19 protein-coding genes are annotated in these 17,358 nt (G+C 60.3%); 17 read left to right on the top strand and 2 right to left on the bottom strand.

The genetic code is table 11. The features are described from left to right. Positions 1–2 precede the first annotated feature (2 nt). Positions 3–650, bottom strand: coding sequence for a hypothetical protein (locus Q1A44_RS17905; RefSeq protein ID WP_299628022.1), 648 nt, complete (start codon positions 648–650; stop codon positions 3–5). A 220-nt stretch (positions 651–870) separates the two neighbouring features. Here Q1A44_RS17905 and Q1A44_RS17900 point away from each other — a divergent pair, with 220 nt between their 5' ends. After that, complete coding sequence (locus tag Q1A44_RS17900) at positions 871–1,515, top strand: 2-hydroxychromene-2-carboxylate isomerase (RefSeq protein WP_299628020.1); 645 nt, start codon at positions 871–873, stop codon at positions 1,513–1,515. A gap of 34 nt (positions 1,516–1,549) precedes the next feature. On the opposite strand, the gene Q1A44_RS17895 is transcribed toward Q1A44_RS17900, so the two are convergent. Beyond that, positions 1,550–2,731, bottom strand: a complete 1,182-nt coding sequence (locus Q1A44_RS17895) for an ammonium transporter (RefSeq protein ID WP_299628018.1) — start codon at positions 2,729–2,731, stop codon at positions 1,550–1,552. 379 nt (positions 2,732–3,110) lie between these two features. Between Q1A44_RS17895 and rplO the strand changes: the two genes are divergently transcribed. The 16 genes from rplO (at position 3,111) to Q1A44_RS17815 (ending at position 17,357) form a co-directional block, all read left to right on the top strand. Then, on the top strand, positions 3,111–3,581 hold the full coding sequence (gene rplO, locus Q1A44_RS17890) for a 50S ribosomal protein L15 (RefSeq protein WP_299628016.1): 471 nt from the start codon (positions 3,111–3,113) through the stop codon (positions 3,579–3,581). 115 nt (positions 3,582–3,696) lie between these two features. After that, on the top strand, positions 3,697–5,061 hold the full coding sequence (gene secY / locus Q1A44_RS17885) for a preprotein translocase subunit SecY (RefSeq protein ID WP_299628014.1): 1,365 nt from the start codon (positions 3,697–3,699) through the stop codon (positions 5,059–5,061). 26 nt (positions 5,062–5,087) lie between these two features. Then, positions 5,088–5,735, top strand: coding sequence for an adenylate kinase (locus Q1A44_RS17880; protein WP_299628012.1), 648 nt, complete (start codon positions 5,088–5,090; stop codon positions 5,733–5,735). A 98-nt stretch (positions 5,736–5,833) separates the two neighbouring features. Continuing rightward, positions 5,834–6,424, top strand: coding sequence for a DUF4760 domain-containing protein (locus Q1A44_RS17875; protein ID WP_299628010.1), 591 nt, complete (start codon positions 5,834–5,836; stop codon positions 6,422–6,424). A gap of 171 nt (positions 6,425–6,595) precedes the next feature. After that, positions 6,596–6,964: a 30S ribosomal protein S13 gene (gene rpsM, locus Q1A44_RS17870; RefSeq protein ID WP_299628008.1), complete on the top strand. Its 369-nt coding sequence runs from the start codon at positions 6,596–6,598 to the stop codon at positions 6,962–6,964. 15 nt (positions 6,965–6,979) lie between these two features. Next, the gene (gene rpsK / locus Q1A44_RS17865; RefSeq protein WP_299628006.1) at positions 6,980–7,369 is read left to right on the top strand and encodes a 30S ribosomal protein S11; all 390 of its coding nucleotides are present in this window, start codon (positions 6,980–6,982) and stop codon (positions 7,367–7,369) included. A gap of 113 nt (positions 7,370–7,482) precedes the next feature. Beyond that, positions 7,483–8,499, top strand: a complete 1,017-nt coding sequence (locus Q1A44_RS17860; protein WP_299628004.1) for a DNA-directed RNA polymerase subunit alpha — start codon at positions 7,483–7,485, stop codon at positions 8,497–8,499. A gap of 196 nt (positions 8,500–8,695) precedes the next feature. Then, on the top strand, positions 8,696–9,115 hold the full coding sequence (gene rplQ / locus Q1A44_RS17855; RefSeq protein WP_299628002.1) for a 50S ribosomal protein L17: 420 nt from the start codon (positions 8,696–8,698) through the stop codon (positions 9,113–9,115). A gap of 122 nt (positions 9,116–9,237) precedes the next feature. Continuing rightward, the gene (locus tag Q1A44_RS17850) at positions 9,238–10,614 is read left to right on the top strand and encodes a trypsin-like peptidase domain-containing protein (protein WP_299628000.1); all 1,377 of its coding nucleotides are present in this window, start codon (positions 9,238–9,240) and stop codon (positions 10,612–10,614) included. After that, the gene (locus Q1A44_RS17845; RefSeq protein ID WP_299627998.1) at positions 10,614–11,918 is read left to right on the top strand and encodes a replication-associated recombination protein A; all 1,305 of its coding nucleotides are present in this window, start codon (positions 10,614–10,616) and stop codon (positions 11,916–11,918) included. The genes Q1A44_RS17850 and Q1A44_RS17845 overlap by 1 nt, the downstream gene beginning before the upstream one ends. A 31-nt stretch (positions 11,919–11,949) precedes the next feature. Then, a complete protein-coding gene (gene crcB / locus Q1A44_RS17840) occupies positions 11,950–12,330 on the top strand; it encodes a fluoride efflux transporter CrcB (protein ID WP_299627996.1) in 381 nt (126 codons plus the stop codon). Further along, positions 12,327–13,373, top strand: coding sequence for an RluA family pseudouridine synthase (locus Q1A44_RS17835; RefSeq protein ID WP_299627994.1), 1,047 nt, complete (start codon positions 12,327–12,329; stop codon positions 13,371–13,373). The genes crcB and Q1A44_RS17835 overlap by 4 nt, the downstream gene beginning before the upstream one ends. Next, positions 13,363–14,031, top strand: coding sequence for an HAD-IA family hydrolase (locus Q1A44_RS17830; RefSeq protein ID WP_299627992.1), 669 nt, complete (start codon positions 13,363–13,365; stop codon positions 14,029–14,031). The genes Q1A44_RS17835 and Q1A44_RS17830 overlap by 11 nt, the downstream gene beginning before the upstream one ends. Before the next feature lies 1 nt (position 14,032). Further along, complete coding sequence (locus tag Q1A44_RS17825; RefSeq protein WP_299627990.1) at positions 14,033–14,746, top strand: ATP12 family chaperone protein; 714 nt, start codon at positions 14,033–14,035, stop codon at positions 14,744–14,746. 209 nt (positions 14,747–14,955) lie between these two features. After that, positions 14,956–15,975: an amino acid ABC transporter substrate-binding protein gene (locus Q1A44_RS17820; protein WP_299627988.1), complete on the top strand. Its 1,020-nt coding sequence runs from the start codon at positions 14,956–14,958 to the stop codon at positions 15,973–15,975. 167 nt (positions 15,976–16,142) lie between these two features. After that, positions 16,143–17,357, top strand: a complete 1,215-nt coding sequence (locus tag Q1A44_RS17815; protein ID WP_299627986.1) for an ABC transporter permease subunit — start codon at positions 16,143–16,145, stop codon at positions 17,355–17,357. The last annotated feature ends 1 nt before the right edge of the window (position 17,358 follow it).

Genomic DNA, 17,358 nt, shown 5'->3' with positions numbered 1-17,358 from the left:
GTTTACTGCGCGGCGTTTTTCGTTTGATGATGTGTGAAGAGGGGCGCGGCGATGCTGCGCGCCCGCCCCAGCATCATCGCCCCCACAATCGCGCCGTTCAACGCGAAGAGGTAGAGCGGGTAGGCCAGCAGCACCCAATTCAGTTCTCCCACAGCGACGATGGCCAGCGCGGCGGCGCAAAAGGAGGCGAACCACGTGGTCAGCGTTTCAGTCCCCGGGTCGCGGTAGGCTTTGACCACCGTCATGACACCGCCCAAGAGCGAAATGCTGATCGTGATCGCCAACGCATAGACGGCTGTTTCCGTCAGCGCCCAGGCCACCAGCCCACCCGCCGCCGCAATGAGTACGCAGGCGTCGCAGCGGTTCACGAATGTCCCTGTGCCCCATTTGATTGACAGGGCGAATATTACCACCGTCCCGGTGACCTGCATCGCCGCGAACCAGAGCGATGCCGTGGCCCCTTCGTAGATCTGCGAGCCAAGCGCAATGGCCCCCAGCACTGACCAGATCAGCCAGGAGGCCCGTTGCGGCCGTGTCCGCCCCGCGATGGTGTCCAGCGCGTAGGGCAGATAGGCAAACACGCTCAGCAGGGCCGCGATAATCCCGATCAGGCGCAAAAAGGGCGCGTCTTGAAAAAGCGTTTCAAGCAATGTCGTCTCTCCGAAAATGGTATCCGCCGGGGCGGTGCGTCTTGGAATGGTGTGGCCGCTAAAACCATGCGGCCTGGAATCTCTACTATGTTGAAGAGATTACGGGTGACGGGCAGGGGCGGCGAGTCTGGTATTCCATACTCTGGCCGCCCCTTGATTTGCCGCAGCCCTGTCCCATTTCCCGTTTGCGCTGGCGCGGTGCGGCCCCTAGCGTCGAGATATGACCGAGCTGACCTATTACTATTCCGCCCATTCCGCCTATGCCTATCTGGGCTCGGCCCGTGTGATGCAGATCTGTGCCGACCATGGCCTGACCTTGGTCCATCGTCCCATCCCGCTGTCGCCGGTGGTGGAGGCGCAGGGCAGCTTGCCTTTTCGCGCGCGTACGCAGGCCCATGTCGATTATTTCTTTGGCCGTGAGATCGAGCGGTGGGCCGAATGGCGCGATGTGCCCGTGGTGCCGTTTCGCCCGACCTATCATGATGCGGATTACGCGCTGGCCAGCGGCATGATCATCGCTCTCGGCGACAGGGGGCCGCAGGTGGATGCGATGGCTCATGCTGTGTTGCAGGCCCATTGGCGCGATGATGCGGATCTATCGGATGAAGCGACTTTGGCCGCTTTGGCACGCGGCTTCGGGCATGATGCCGAGGCGTTGATGGTGCGGGCGCGCTGCGCTGATGTGGCGGCGCAGTATGCCCGCAACGCCGAAGACGCACTGGCGGCCCATGTGATGGGGTCCCCGACTTACGTACTGGAAGGGGAGCTGTTTTATGGGCAGGACCGGCTGGAGATGTTGGAGCGCGCCGTCACACAGCCCTTTGCGCCGACCCGTTGGGTCAACCCGCCTGTTGACGGTGATTGAAGCGCCCCGACCCTAAAGTCGGGACGCTGTGGTTTTACGACGTGTGGTCGTAGGCCCGTTCGCCATGGACGGCAAGGTCAAGCCCCTCTTGCTCGATCTCGTCGCTGACACGCAGGCCGACCAGTGCCTTGCAGATCATTGCGATGATGATCGTCACGATCACCGAAAACACACCGACGATGATCAGGCTACCCGCTTGCGCCGCAAAGCTGCCCGCGCCAAAGATCGCGATCATCAGCGTGCCAAAGATGCCGCCGACGCCGTGTACGGCGAAGACATCGAGCGTGTCATCGATGGACAGCACGTTTCGGATCAGTCGCACCGCTTCCTGACACAGGATGCCCGCTATACCGCCGATGATCAGCGCCTCGACCGGGCCGACAAAGCCCGAAGCCGGGGTGATCGAGGCCAACCCGGCGATGGTGCCTGTGACGATGCCCACGAGGGACGCCTTGCCGTAGCGGATTTTCTCCCACAGTGCCCAGGTGAGCGAAGCGGTCGCCGCCGAAATATGCGTGACGGTCAGCGCCATTGCGGCACCGCCATCGGCGGCCAGTTGCGACCCGCCGTTGAAACCGAACCAACCCACCCACAGAAGGGCCGCGCCGATCATAACATAGCCTGGGTTGTGCGGTGGTTTTGACGTGTCGCGCCGTGGCCCAAGCATGACGGCCAGCACGAGGGCCGCGATGCCTGCTGTTTCGTGCACCACAACGCCACCCGCAAAGTCCTTGAGGCCTGTTTCGCCAAAGATGCCGCCATCGGCGAGAAACCCGCCGCCCCAGACCCAATGCACCACTGGCGCATAGCACAGCAACATCCAGAGCCCTGAGAACAGGAGGACAAAGCCAAAGCTGACCCGTTCCACATAGGCACCGACGATCAGGGCAGGGGTGATGATGGCGAACGTCATCTGAAAGGCAAAAAAGAGGACTTCGGGCAGTGTGCCTGCCAGACTGTCGGCATCGACGCCGTCCAGGAACATCTTGTCCAGCCCGCCCCAATAACCTGATGTCCCCGGCCCGAAGGCGATGGAATATCCCGCCACCAACCACAGCACGCTCATCAGGCATGCGATGGCGTAACAATGCATGAAAACGCTCAGCACATTGCGCGAGCGCACAAGGCCCCCGTAGAAAAGTGCAAGCCCCGGCAATGTCATCAACAGCACCAGCGCTGTTGCGACGATAATCCAAGCTGTGTCTGCTCCGACCATGATTGATCCCTCCCGAAAAAATCCTGCGAGACACAAAGCGGGGTTGGGTTGCAATAAAAAGAGGCAAGTTGGAATCTGGACGCTATGATTTTAGGCGGTCATGAAAAGATTAAAATTTGTGCGGTTTGAGGGGCGTATTGGTCATTTTGTGTGCGCTTTCTGAATCGCATTTTTCCGAAAGGCTGGTTTCACCGTCACGGGATTGGGCTTTGGCCGCGCGCGAACTGCCGCGTCTGGCGCAGTGATCCAGAGTGTTGCGCTGTTGGTCTGACCCGTCTATACGCCCCCGGTGGCGTTCTGCGCCGCGGAGAATCAAAATCAAGAAACGCCGTGTTCACCCATTTCCGCTTCGGGGGTGCTTCCGGCAAGGAGAAGCGACATGAAACTTAATGAACTGCGCGACAATCCCGGCGCAACCAAACCCCGCAAACGCGTGGGCCGCGGCCCAGGCTCCGGCACCGGTAAGATGGGTGGCCGTGGTATCAAAGGTCAGAAATCCCGTTCTGGTGTGGCCATCAACGGTTACGAAGGCGGCCAAATGCCTTTGTACCAACGTCTGCCCAAGCGCGGCTTTAACAAGCCCAACCGCAAGGCATTCGCCGTGATCAACCTGGGCCTGATCCAGAAATTCATCGACGCAGGCAAGCTGGATGCCGGTCAAGCCATCACCGAAGATGCGCTGATCGCTTGCGGCGTTGTCCGCCGCAAGAAAGACGGTGTGCGTGTTCTGGCCAAAGGCGAGATCACAAGCAAAGTTGATCTGCACGTGACTGGCGCTTCGAAATCCGCAGTAGAAGCGGTCGAAAAAGCCGGTGGCACTCTGGCCGTTGCAGCCGCAGCCGCCGAGTAAGCCGTAAACACGCCTTGTGAGCCGCGCTCTTGCGGCTTACATAGGCTTGAGTTTTCCATAGCGCCGCCTGCCGGAGAACGGTTTGGGCGGCGTTTTGCCAAAGGACATCGCCCGCATGGTATCTGCTGTCGAGAATATGGCCGCCAACACGAGCTGGAGCGCTCTGGGCAAGGCCACTGACCTGCGCAATCGCATCCTGTTCACCCTTGGTTTGCTGATCGTTTATCGTTTGGGCACGTTTATTCCCGTGCCCGGCATTGATGGCGCAGCCCTGCGGGAGTTCATGGAGAGCGCGGGCCAAGGCATCGGCGGCATGGTCAGCATGTTCACCGGCGGCGCGTTGGGCCGCATGGGCATCTTTGCCCTTGGCATCATGCCTTACATCTCGGCCTCGATTATTGTGCAGCTGATGACTTCGATGGTTCCCAAGCTGGAACAATTGAAGAAAGAGGGCGAGCAGGGCCGCAAGAAGATTAACCAATACACCCGTTACGGCACCGTGGCGCTGGCCACCTTGCAGGCATATGGCCTTGCCGTATCGCTGGAATCGGGTGATTTGGTCACCGATCCCGGCATGTTCTTCCGCATGTCCTGCCTGATCACCCTCGTGGGCGGCACCATGTTCCTGATGTGGTTGGGTGAACAGATCACCGCACGCGGCATCGGCAACGGCATTTCGCTGATCATCTTTGTCGGTATCATCGCCGAGGTCCCCGCCGCCATCGCGCAATTCTTTGCCTCTGGCCGGTCTGGTGCCATCAGCCCTGCGGTTATCATCGGCGTGCTCGTCATGGTCATCGTCACCATCACATTCGTGGTGTTCATGGAACGCGCCCTGCGCAAGATTCACATCCAGTATCCCCGTCGTCAGGTGGGCATGAAGGTCTATGACGGCGGCTCCAGCCACTTGCCCGTCAAGGTCAACCCAGCAGGCGTTATCCCTGCGATTTTTGCCTCGTCCCTGCTGCTGTTGCCGATCACCATCAGCACCTTCTCGGGTAACTCGACCAACCCGATCATGAGCTGGCTTTTGGCCAACTTTGGCCCCGGGCAGCCGCTGTACCTGGCGTTCTTTGTCGTGATGATCGTGTTCTTTGCCTATTTCTACACCTTCAACGTCAGCTTTAAGCCTGATGATGTGGCGGACAACCTCAAGAACCAGAACGGCTTTGTCCCCGGTATTCGCCCGGGCAAGAAGACGGCCGAATATCTGGAATATGTGGTCAACCGCGTGCTGGTTCTGGGCTCGGGTTATCTGGCGCTGGTCTGCTTGCTGCCGGAAATTCTGCGCGGTCAATTCGCCATTCCGTTCTATTTCGGCGGCACGTCCGTCCTGATTGTTGTGTCGGTCACCATGGACACGATCCAGCAAGCGCAAAGCCACCTGCTGGCCCATCAATATGAAGGGCTGATCGAGAAATCGCAGCTGCGTGGCAAAGGGTCAAAAGGCCGCAAAAAACGGAGCCCGGTGCGCCGCTGAGCGCATCCTGGGGGGAGGGACACCAGATGAACATTATCCTGCTTGGCCCGCCTGGTGCGGGCAAGGGAACCCAAGCGCGCTTTCTCGTTGAGGAACGCGGCATGGTGCAACTCTCGACCGGCGACATGTTGCGCGCGGCCAAAGACAGCGGCACGGAGATGGGCAAGGTTGTCGCCGACGTCATGGCGCGCGGTGCGTTGGTGACAGACGAGATCGTGATCGGCCTCATCCGCGAACAGCTAGAGACCGTAAAAGCGAGCGGTTTCATCTTTGACGGCTTCCCCCGGACACTGGCCCAGGCCGATGCGCTGAATGCGCTTTTGGCTGAGCAGGGCGAGACCCTGGATGCGGTGATCGAGATGGAAGTCGATGATGAGGCGCTGGTTGCCCGCATCGTGGCCCGCTCGACCTGTGGCGCGTGCGGCGAAGTTTACAACGACAACACCAAACCGATCCCTGCGGACGGCAAATGCACCAATTGCGGCGCCGAGAACCAGTTCAAGCGCCGGGCGGACGACAATGAGGAAAGCCTCAAGACCCGCCTGATGGAATATTACAAGAAGACCTCGCCGCTGATCGGGTATTACTATGCCAAGGGCCAGTTGACCAAGGTTGATGGTCTGGGCGAGATTAACGGCGTGAAGATCGCCATTGCGGATGTCTTGAGCGCCTGAACCGTAAATTAGTTGTTTTTTTACCCGTTCATACCTACATTAACGGTGTAGCAGAGGAGACTTCAGATGCTTCGTGAAGGATACCGGGACTAATCTTAATGTCCGAATGCCAAGAATTTGCAGAGGCTGCACTTGTGATATGTGCGGCCTCTAATTCGTTCTGGTGGGTCTCTCCTTTGGTCATCGCGCTGTCGGCCTGTGCCGCTGCGATCATTTCCATCACTTCGATCAGGTCGAACAAGGAAATCGCGCGCAAACGCGCCACGCTGGACCTGATTGAACGATCCGAGACGACTGAGCATTACCAATCGCTCTACAAGGCGTTTACGGATGTGCGCAAAGATGATGGCGGGTTCGAGCAACTGAAGTCGGTGACCAATCCGCAGTTGTTGGAACAACGCCGCAAGGTGATCGCCTATCTCAACCACTATGAATTGATGGCGATTGGCATCCGCAAGGGTATCCTTGATGAAGGGGTGTATGGCGATTTCATGCGCTCGACCGTGGTGCGCGACTGGCACGCGGCCGCGGATTTTGTCACACATATCCGAACCCCCACCCCGGACAGCGGCACCGAGGTGCCCGCCAACAAAGCGTTCAGCGAATTCGAGACGCTGGCGGCCAAGTGGGAAGCGCAGATCAGGCGCGAGCAAAAGGGGGCCCTGCGTGGCCCGAACAAGGCCACTTGACCTCCAACGGAACAAGGCCTATCTCACGCCATCTCTAGCGAGAATCAAAGACGGGAACGCGTCCCGTCGGATCACCTGATCAGCGGCAGGCCCGGGGGCAAAATCCTTGGGCCTTATGTTGTGAAAAAAGGGCCTGGCATCACGGGCTCGCAACGAAAAGGAATGCCTCACGTGGCACGTATTGCAGGGGTCAACATCCCCACAGCCAAACGGGTTCCGATTGCACTGACTTACATCACAGGCATCGGCACCTCTTCCGCTCAACAGATCTGCGAAGCTGTCGGCATCGACTTCACCCGCCGGGTGAATGAGCTGTCTGACGCCGAAGTTCTGAAAATCCGCGAGCATATCGACGAAAACTTCACCGTCGAAGGTGACCTGCGTCGTGAAACGCAGATGAACATCAAGCGCCTGATGGATCTGGGCTGCTACCGTGGCCTGCGCCACCGTCGCAATCTGCCCGTCCGTGGTCAGCGCACACACACCAACGCTCGCACCCGCAAAGGCCCCGCAAAGGCCATTGCCGGTAAGAAGAAATAAGGGAGGGCTGCATCAATGGCACGTGATACACGGCGCACCAAGCGCAAGGTCTCCAAGAATATCGCAGCGGGCGTTGCCCACGTGAATTCTTCGTTCAACAACACCAAGATCCTGATCTCGGATGTGCAGGGCAACGCCATTTCCTGGTCGTCTGCTGGCACCATGGGCTTCAAAGGGTCGCGGAAATCCACACCTTATGCCGCTCAGATGGCTGCGGAAGATGCGGGTAAGAAGGCACAGGAACACGGCGTGAAGACCATCGAGGTCGAAGTGCAGGGTCCTGGCTCCGGTCGCGAATCTGCGCTGCGCGCGCTGGCAGCTGTTGGCTTCAACATCACGTCGATCCGCGACGTGACGCCGATTGCCCACAACGGCTGCCGCCCACCCAAGCGCCGCCGGGTCTAAGCCTGATTTTACAACGTTTGGGGCCGCGTGGTTTGCACGGCCCCACTCTGCTTTTTTGAAACCTCGGGAGTCGGCGCGTTAGGACATGGCGCGCAGACAAGAATGGAGGGACCATGATCCACAAGAACTGGGCCGAACTGATCAAGCCACAGCAGCTTGACGTAAAACCGGGCAACGAGCCTGCGCGCCAGGCGACCGTGATCGCCGAACCGCTGGAGCGTGGCTTTGGCCTCACCATGGGCAATGCTCTGCGCCGCGTGCTGATGAGCTCGCTGCAGGGTGCGGCCATCTCGTCGGTGCAAATCGACAACGTGCTGCACGAGTTTTCCAGCGTTGCGGGTGTCCGTGAGGACGTGACCGACATCATCCTGAACCTAAAGGGCGTTTCCCTGCGGATGGAAGTCGAAGGGCCCAAGCGCCTGTCGATCTCTGCCAAAGGTCCGGGCGTTGTGACGGCGGGCGACATTTCGGAGAGCGCGGGCATCGAGATCCTGAACCGCGATCACGTCATCTGTCACCTTGACGATGGTGCGGACGTCTACATGGAACTGACCGTCAACACCGGCAAAGGCTATGTGTCTGCGGATAAGAACAAGCCCGAAGATGCGCCCATCGGTCTGATCCCAATCGATGCGATCTATTCGCCCGTCAAGAAGGTCAGCTATGACGTTCAACCCACCCGTGAGGGCCAGGTGCTGGACTATGACAAGCTGACCATGAAGGTCGAAACCGATGGCTCCATCACGCCGGACGACGCCGTGGCCTTTGCCGCACGCATCCTGCAGGACCAACTGGGCATCTTCGTCAACTTTGACGAGCCGGAGTCTGCCAGCCGTCAGGACGATGACGATGGTCTCGAGTTCAACCCGCTTCTGCTGAAGAAAGTGGACGAGCTGGAACTGTCTGTCCGTTCGGCCAACTGCCTGAAGAACGACAATATCGTGTATATTGGCGATCTGATCCAGAAGACCGAAGCCGAAATGCTGCGCACGCCGAACTTTGGCCGCAAATCCTTGAACGAGATCAAGGAAGTGCTGTCGGGCATGGGTCTGCACCTTGGCATGGATGTCGAGGACTGGCCGCCGGACAACATCGAAGACTTGGCCAAGAAGTTCGAAGACAACTTCTAAGCCCTCGGGTGGGCGACCACGCCCATCCGACAACGACCGGGTCCATGACCCTTTCATTGCCCGCCCTCGGGCGGACAATATCCGGGTTACGCGCTTTCGTTCCGAAAACGCTGACCCCAAGGAGAGCCCAAGACACGCATCGCGGGCCAGACAAAGCAAAACCGCCCGTAGAGGGCACCAAATTGGAGACTAGAAAATGCGTCACGCACGTGGTTACCGCCGCCTGAACCGGACACATGAGCACCGCAAGGCGTTGTTCAGCAACATGGCCGGCTCGCTCATCGAACATGAGCAGATCAAGACAACTTTGCCCAAGGCCAAGGAATTGCGCCCGATCATCGAAAAGATGATCACGCTGGCCAAACGCGGCGACCTGCACGCCCGTCGTCAGGCCGCGTCCAAGCTGAAAGAGGAGCAATACGTCGCCAAACTGTTTGACGTCCTCGGCCCCCGCTATGCCGACCGTCAGGGTGGTTACGTTCGCGTTCTCAAGGCGGGCTTCCGCTATGGCGACATGGCGCCCATGGCGATCATCGAATTTGTGGACCGCGACCGCGACGCCAAAGGCGCCGCTGACAAGGCCCGCGTTGCTGCCGAAGAGGCCGCAGAAGAGTAAGCGACGACCGTTCGTTGCGCGTGAAACCCCTGCCTTGGCGGGGGTTTTTGCGTTTTGGGCTGGGTCAGAGGCCGCGCCCGCATCTTGCATTTGAGCCGTTGAGTTTGCATATTTTTGGAACAATGAAACATCTCTTAACGCTCTTGATCTGCCTGCTGCCTTTTGCGGCCATGGCCGAAACCCGCGTGCCGCAGAGTGCGGGCGAGATCAGCCTTAGCTTTGCGCCATTGGTGCGCCAAACAGCGCCTGCCGTGGTGAACATCTATGCCAAGGTTGTCACCCAATCCCGCCGCCGCACGCCTTTTATGGATGATCCATTTTTTGAGCGTTTCTTTGACGGGTTTGGTGCGCCTGAGCCTCGGGTCCAGAACTCGCTTGGGTCGGGCGTTATCCTGTCTTCTGACGGTATTATCGTTTCCAATTACCATGTGGTGGGCATGGCCACAGATATTCGTGTGGTCCTGAATGACCGCCGCGAATTCACAGCACGCGTGCTTCTGGGCGACCGCGAAAGCGATCTGGCGATCTTGCAGCTTGAGGGCGCGGATGACCTGCCCTTTTTGCGCTTGCGCGACAGTGAAACCGTGGACGTCGGCGAATTGGCCCTGGCCATCGGCAACCCCTTTGGCGTGGGTCAGACCGTGTCGTCGGGCATTGTGTCGGGCCTGGCCCGATCCGGTGGCGCCAATGGGGGTGGGCGCGGGTATTTTGTACAAACCGATGCGCCCATCAACCCGGGCAACTCGGGCGGGGCGTTGATCGGGATGGATGGCACGTTGATCGGCATCAACACGTCGATCCTGACCCGGTCGGGCGGTTCCAACGGCATTGGCTTTGCCATTCCTGCGGACCTTGTGGCCGCCTTTGTCCGGCAGGCGCAGGCGGGAAATGACCGCTTTGTCCGCCCTTGGGCAGGAGCCACAGGCCAAGCGGTCACCGCTGATCTGGCCGAGATGCTGGGCCGTGACCGGTCGGGCGGCATTATCATCGCGGGCCTGCATCCGGTCAGCCCCTTGGCTGAGGCGGGTTTTGCCGTGGGCGATGTCGTCTTGTCCGTGGACGGGTCAGAGGTGAACAGCCCGGCCGAAATGCTGTTTCGGATGAGCGTGGCGCGGGCGGGCGAGACGACCACGATGACCCGGCTGCGCGATGGGGAGATCGCCGATCTGACCGTGGCCTTGATTCCGCCGCCCGAAGTGCCCGCCCGGAATGCCGTGACCTTGCCGGAGGGTGGCAACCTGCCTGGCCTCGCACTGAGCGGGATCAACCCGGCTGTGATCGCCGAGATGAACTTGCCGCTGGCTTCCGAGGGTGTGGTGGTGACACAGACCGGCGCGATTGGCCGCCGCGCTGGCCTGCGTGTCGGCGACGTACTGCAGCGCATTGACCGGTTCGATATCGCGGCGGTGGATGATGCGGTGCGGGCCTTTGAACGCGCGTCCCGTGGCAGTGTTGTGCGCCTGCTGCGCGGTACGCGCCGTGTTGTCTTGCGGTTTTGATGGCGGATCTTTTTGCCTCTGAACCGCCTGCCGACACGGGCCACCGCCCTTTGGCGGACCGCTTGCGGCCAACCCGGCTCAGCGAGGTCATTGGGCAACGCCAGGTGCTGGGCCCCGATGCGCCGTTGACGGTCATGTTGGCGGCAGGGGCCCTTGGGTCGCTGGTATTCTGGGGGCCGCCCGGCGTGGGCAAGACGACCATTGCCCGCCTTTTGGCTCACGAGACCGACCTGCATTTTGTGCAGATCAGCGCCATCTTCACCGGTGTCCCGGACCTGAAAAAGGTATTCGAGGCGGCACGCATCCGGCGCCAGAACGGGCAAGGCACATTGCTGTTCGTTGACGAAATCCACCGTTTCAACAAGGCGCAGCAGGACGGGTTCTTGCCCCATATGGAGGATGGCACGATCCTTTTGGTCGGGGCCACGACGGAAAACCCCAGCTTTGAGCTGAACGCCGCTGTGCTCAGCCGGGCGCAGGTGCTGGTGTTGGAGCGCCTGGACCTTAAGGACCTGGAATTGCTCGCCCAGCGGGCCGAGCAGGAGTTGGGCCGCCCTTTGCCTCTGACCGGCGCCGCCCGCGAGGCGCTGTTGGAGATGGCCGATGGCGATGGCCGCGCGCTTTTGAACCTGATCGAGCAGGTAATGGCCTGGAGGGTCGAAGCGCCGTTGGATCAAGCCGCGCTTTCGGGTCGCTTGATGCGGCGCGCGGCCCAATATGACAAGTCGGGCGATGCGCATTACAATCTGATTTCGGCCTTGCACAAATCGGTCAGGGGGTCTGACCCGGATGCGGCCCTTTATTGGTTTGCCCGGATGCTGGAGGGGGGCGAGGACCCGCGATACCTGGCCCGCCGCATCACCCGTATGGCGGTCGAGGATATCGGCCTGGCCGATCCGCAGGCGCAGGCCTATTGCGTGCAGGCTTGGGAAACGTACGAGCGGTTGGGAAGCCCCGAGGGGGAGTTGGCCATCGCACAGGCGCTTGTCTACCTCGCCCTCGCGCCCAAATCCAACGCGGTTTACAATGCTTACAAGGGTGCCCGTCGCGCGGCCAAGCAAACCGGGTCAGAGCCGCCGCCCAAACATATCCTGAACGCGCCGACATCGCTGATGAAGGATCAGGGCTATGGCAAGGGCTATGCCTATGATCACGATGCCGAGGATGGGTTTTCGGGCCAGAACTATTTCCCTGACGGGATGGCGCGGCCCGATCTGTACCAGCCGGTCGAACGGGGCTTTGAGCGGGACTTAAAGAAGCGGGTCGAGTATTTTGCCAAGCTGCGCGCCAAGCGCGAAACTTGACTCTGCCGCCCTTACAGACGACAGACCGCCCATGATCTCAACCTTGTCTCTTGTGGCCCTTGGCGGGGCGATTGGCGCGTCTCTGCGTTGGCTGACCGGCATGGCGGTGATACGTGCGCTGGGGCCATCCGACTTTCCGTTGGCCATCATCACCGTGAATGTGGTGGGCTCGTTCCTGATGGGTGTCTTTGTGGTGGCCGCAGCCCATAAGGGGCTGACCCATCTCAGCCCCTTCGTGATGACGGGTATCCTGGGCGGTTTCACCACGTTCTCCGCCTTTTCGCTTGAGACCATGACCCTGATCGAGCGCGGTCAGATGGGGCAGGCGGGTCTTTATATTTTGCTGTCGGTGGGCCTGTCGGTAGGCGCCCTGGCGTTGGGGCTGATCGTTGCCCGAGGGGTATTCGCATGAGCCGTGTTCAAACCGTAACCGTCACTGAGGACGAAGGCGATCAGCGTCTGGACCGCTGGTTCAAGCGCCGCTTTCCGCAGGTGAGCCAGGGTATGATCGAAAAGATGTGCCGCAAGGGGGAGTGCCGCGTGGACGGGGGCCGCGTAAAGTCGTCGACCCGCGTGGAGGCGGGTCAACAGGTGCGTGTGCCGCCACTGCCGGACAAGGCAGCGCCCCCCGTTGTCCGAACGACTGTGTCGGAGGCGGATACCAAGCTGATCCAGTCCTGCGTCATTTACCGCGACGATCAGGTGATCGCGCTGAACAAACCCGCGGGCCTGCCGACGCAGGGTGGATCGGGCCAGACCCGGCACGTGGACGGCATGGCCGAAGCCCTGAAATTCGGGTTCGAGGAAAAGCCGCGGTTGGTGCACCGCCTGGACAAGGACACTTCCGGTGTCTTGCTGCTGGCCCGCACGCGACTGGCGGCCAAAGCGTTGACGGCAGCCATGCGCCACCGTGAGACCCGCAAGATTTACTGGGCCTTGGTGGCCGGTGTGCCGACCCCTTACCTGGGCGAGATCAAATACGGTCTGGTCAAGGCCGGTGGTCATGGCGCGCGGGGCGAGGGCGAAAAGATGATCGCCGTGCACCCGCGAGAGGTTGAGAGCACACCCGGCGCCAAACGGGCCGCGACGCTTTATGCCACGCTGTTTCGGGTTGCGTCACGTGCATCCTGGGTCGCGATGGAGCCAATCACGGGCCGCACCCACCAGTTGCGTGCACATATGGCCGAGATCGGGCACCCGATCATTGGCGACGGGAAATATGGCGGGTCGGGTCAGGAAAACCTCGGCGATGGCTGGGGTGCGCAATTGGGCGGCATCATCTCGAAAAAGCTGCACTTGCACGCCCGAATGATGCGTTTTGAACATCCCGAGACCCGCAAGGTGACCACGATTACCGCCGCCATGCCCGAGCATATGAAGCAAAGCTGGGACACCTTTGGTTGGACCGAAGACCTGGCCGCCGATGATCCGTTCGAGGCATTGCATGGCGACTGATCTGCGGCTGGTGGTCTTTGACGTGGACGGCACTTTGGTCGACAGTCAGGCCGATATTGTGGCCAGTATGACGGCGGCCTTTGACGGTTTGGGCGTGGCCGTGCCTGCACGCGCCGACATTCTGAGCATTGTGGGGCTGTCCTTGCCGCAGGCCATGGCGCGGCTGGCGCCGGATGCTGATGGCGATGGGTTGGTGAGGGCTTATAAGGCCGCATATGTGGAGCGTCGCGCGGCGGCCGGAGCGCGCGCGTCGTCGCCTTTGTACCCAGGTGCGCGCGACGCGTTGGAGCGGTTGCAAGCCGAGCCGAATATCCTGTTGGGCATTGCAACGGGAAAATCCCGGCGGGGCCTTGATCTGTTGCTGGATGCCTATGACCTGCGGCCCTATTTCGTGACGCAGCAGGTGGCGGATTTCCATCCGTCCAAGCCGCATCCCGCAATGCTGCACGCCGCCATGAACGAGGCAGGGGTCGAGGCCGATCAGGCGGTGATGATCGGGGACACGACCTTTGACATGGATATGGCCGGGGCGGCGGGTATGGCGTTTGTCGGTGTCTCCTGGGGCTATCACCCGGCGGCCCATCTGACGGAGGCGGCCGCTGTTCTGGATGACTTTGATGGGCTCGATCCAGCCCTCGCACAGCTTTGGGAACGTTAAGATGGCGGAATGGAAAGCAAAACGGTTCTGGACAGAGGCCCAGGTCGAGGAGGCGCAGGGCGGCTGGACCGTGTCCCTGGACGGGCGCGCGGTCAAAACCCCCGCCAAGGCCGCGCTGATCGTGCCAACGGATGCGATTGCGCAAGCCATTGCGGCGGAATGGGACGCGCAAGAGGGCGAGATTGACCCGCTAAGCATGCCGTTCACCCGCACGGCCAACGCGGCTATCGACAAGGTGGCCGTGCAGCGTGCCGAAGTTGCGGATATGCTGGCCGCCTACGGGGATGCGGACCTGCTGTGTTACCGTGCGGAGAACCCGGTTGAGCTTGTCGAGCGGCAGGCGAAAACCTGGGATCCCTATCTGGAGTGGGCCGACGCGACCTTGGGTGCACGGCTGCATCCGAGGGTCGGATTGATGCACGAATCACAGGATGAAGCGGCGCTTTTGGCCCTGTCACGGCACACGCATGCGCTGTCTGCGTTCGAATTGGCGAGCTTTCACGATCTGGTCAGTTTGACCGGTTCGCTGATCCTTGGTTTTGCAGCCGCTCAAGAGCAGGGCGAGACGCCTGATATTTGGGCGGCCTCTCGGCTGGACGAAACCTGGCAGGAAGAGCAATGGGGCGTCGATGAAGAGGCGCAAGTGGATGTAAATATCAAGAAAACCGCCTTTTTTCATGCAAAAGCCTTTTTCGACGCGACCCGCGCATTGTGAGCGCAAACAAGGCGAAAATGCCCTTTCCAGTTGCGCAATAATGCGGCGTTTTTACTGCCGCTGCCCTTGACCTTACCTGGTGAATCCGAGCAAACTCTTGCGCACTGGTTGGGGATAAACCCTGACCGCATCGCCTCCGGCGTGGCAAGACACTCTGCCCACGTCGGTCGACCCGTCAAAATATGGCGGAAAATCAGGAAGAGGTAACAATGAAAAAATCCGTATTTTTTGGTGCGCTGACAGCTGCTGCCGGTCTTGCCGCCGGCGTCGCGGCTGCTGGCACGCTGGACGACGTTAAAGCACGCGGCACGCTGAACTGCGGCGTGACAACCGGTCTGGTCGGCTTTGCTGCGCCAGATTCCAATGGTGAATGGGAAGGCTTTGACGTTGCGGTATGCCGCGCCGTTGCAGCCGCCGTTCTGGGCGACGGCAATGCCGTTGAGTTCGTTCCAACAACAGGCAAAACACGCTTTACCGCGCTTGCCTCGGGCGAAATCGACATGCTGGCTCGTAACACCACATGGACATTCTCGCGCGACGTGGACCTCAAGTTCACTTTCGTTGGCGTGAACTACTATGACGGCCAAGGCTTTATGGTCCCCAAGGACCTGGGCGTTTCGTCGGCCAAAGATCTGGACGGCGCAACCGTCTGCATCCAAACCGGTACAACAACAGAGCTGAACCTGGCGGACTTCTTCCGCTCGAACAACATCAGCTATGAGCCCGTGCCGATTGAGACCAACGCCGAAGCGCAGCAGCAGTACCTTGCCGGTGCCTGCGACGTCTACACCACAGACGCCTCCGGTCTGGCCGCCACACGTGCCACATTCGAAGCACCTGGCGACCACGTCCTGCTGCCTGAAATCATCTCCAAAGAGCCTCTGGGCCCGCTTGTTCGCCACGGCGACAACGAATGGGGTGACATCGTGCGCTGGACTCTGAACGCGCTGATCACAGCCGAAGAGCTGGGCGTCACATCGGCCAACATGACCGAAATGATGGCTGGCACCAACAACCCAGAAATCAACCGTCTGCTGGGTACCGAAGGTACGCTGGGCGAAATGCTGGGTCTGGACGCTGACTGGGCGGCAAAAGCTCTGGCCGTCGGCGGTAACTACGGCGAAATCTTTGAGCAAAACATCGGCGAAGCGACACCGATCGGTCTGGCCCGCGGCCTGAACGCTCAGTGGACAGATGGTGGCCTGCTCTACAGCCCCCCATTCCGCTAAATCCAAAGACAAGGGGCGCAGGGTCAAACCTGCGCCCCTTGCACTTGCGGCCAATCAGATCGCTGAGAACAGCGGCACCCGGCCCGAAACGACAGCCAGCAACTGAAAACCCGGCCCCGCGTCACGGCGCGTAAAAACCAAAGGCCGGAACCACGGGGACCATCTCCATGACCACATTGACCGACCCGCCACAGGCGTCGTTCCGCCTGTCGATGCTGTTAAGCGACACGCGCTACAGATCATATACCTTCCAATTCATTGCACTTATGCTGCTGATCGCCGCCATCGCATTTCTGGGTTCGAACCTGATGCGCAACCTGGCAGCGGCTGGTTTGAATATTTCTTATCAGTTTCTAGGCTCGCCTGCGGGCTATGACATCAACCAGACACTGGTCGAATATACCAGCCAGTCCACCAACGCCAAAGCGGCCCTGGTTGGCATTCTCAACACCCTGCTTGTGGCCTTTCTGGCCTGTGTGACCGCGACCGTTCTGGGCGTGATTGCCGGTGTGTTGCGTTTGTCGAACAACTGGCTCGTGTCCAAGCTGATGTCTTTCTATGTGGAGATCTTCCGCAACATCCCGGTCCTGATCTGGATCATCATCATCTTTACCATCATGATTGCGGTACTGCCGGGGCCAAGGGCCTTCCGGGGCGACGAGCCATCAGCAAGCATGGTGTTTGACGCCATCGCATTTACCAACCGCGGGGTTTACATCCCGGCGCCGGTTTGGGGCCCTGGGTCGATGGTCGTGGTGATCACTTTCCTGCTCTCGGTGGTCGGCGTCTTTGCCTATCGTCGCTATGCAACCAAGTTGCTTTATGACACGGGCCGCCTGCTGCCCATGGGCTGGCCGAGCCTTGCAATCTTCTTTGTGCCCGCGCTGCTGGCCTATCTGGTGATGGGCATGCCCATCGGTCTGGAATACCCGGAACTGAAGGGCTTCAACTTCTCTGGTGGGATCAAGGTCGGTGGACCGCTGATCGCGCTGTGGTTTGCCCTGTCGATCTATACCGGTGCCTTTATCGCGGAAAACGTGCGTGCGGGCATTCAGGCGATCTCCAAAGGGCAATCCGAGGCTGCGGGTGCCTTGGGCCTGCGGCAGGGTCGGATCATGAACCTTGTTGTGCTGCCACAGGCGCTGCGGGTCATCATCCCGCCGCTGATTTCGCAATACCTCAACATCACCAAAAACTCATCGCTGGCCATCGCTGTGGGCTATGCCGACATCACGGCCACACTGGGCGGCATCACGCTGAACCAGACGGGCCGGGCCATCGAATGCGTGCTGTTGTTGATGCTGTTCTATCTGACGATCTCGCTGTCAATCTCGGCAGTCATGAACGTCTACAACAATTCTGTTAAGCTGAAGGAGCGCTGAG

Origin of the sequence: uncultured Tateyamaria sp. (assembly GCF_947503705.1) — a bacterium.
In the GTDB taxonomy this organism is placed as follows: domain Bacteria; phylum Pseudomonadota; class Alphaproteobacteria; order Rhodobacterales; family Rhodobacteraceae; genus Tateyamaria.
This window is presented reverse-complemented; position numbering and strand designations above follow the sequence as displayed.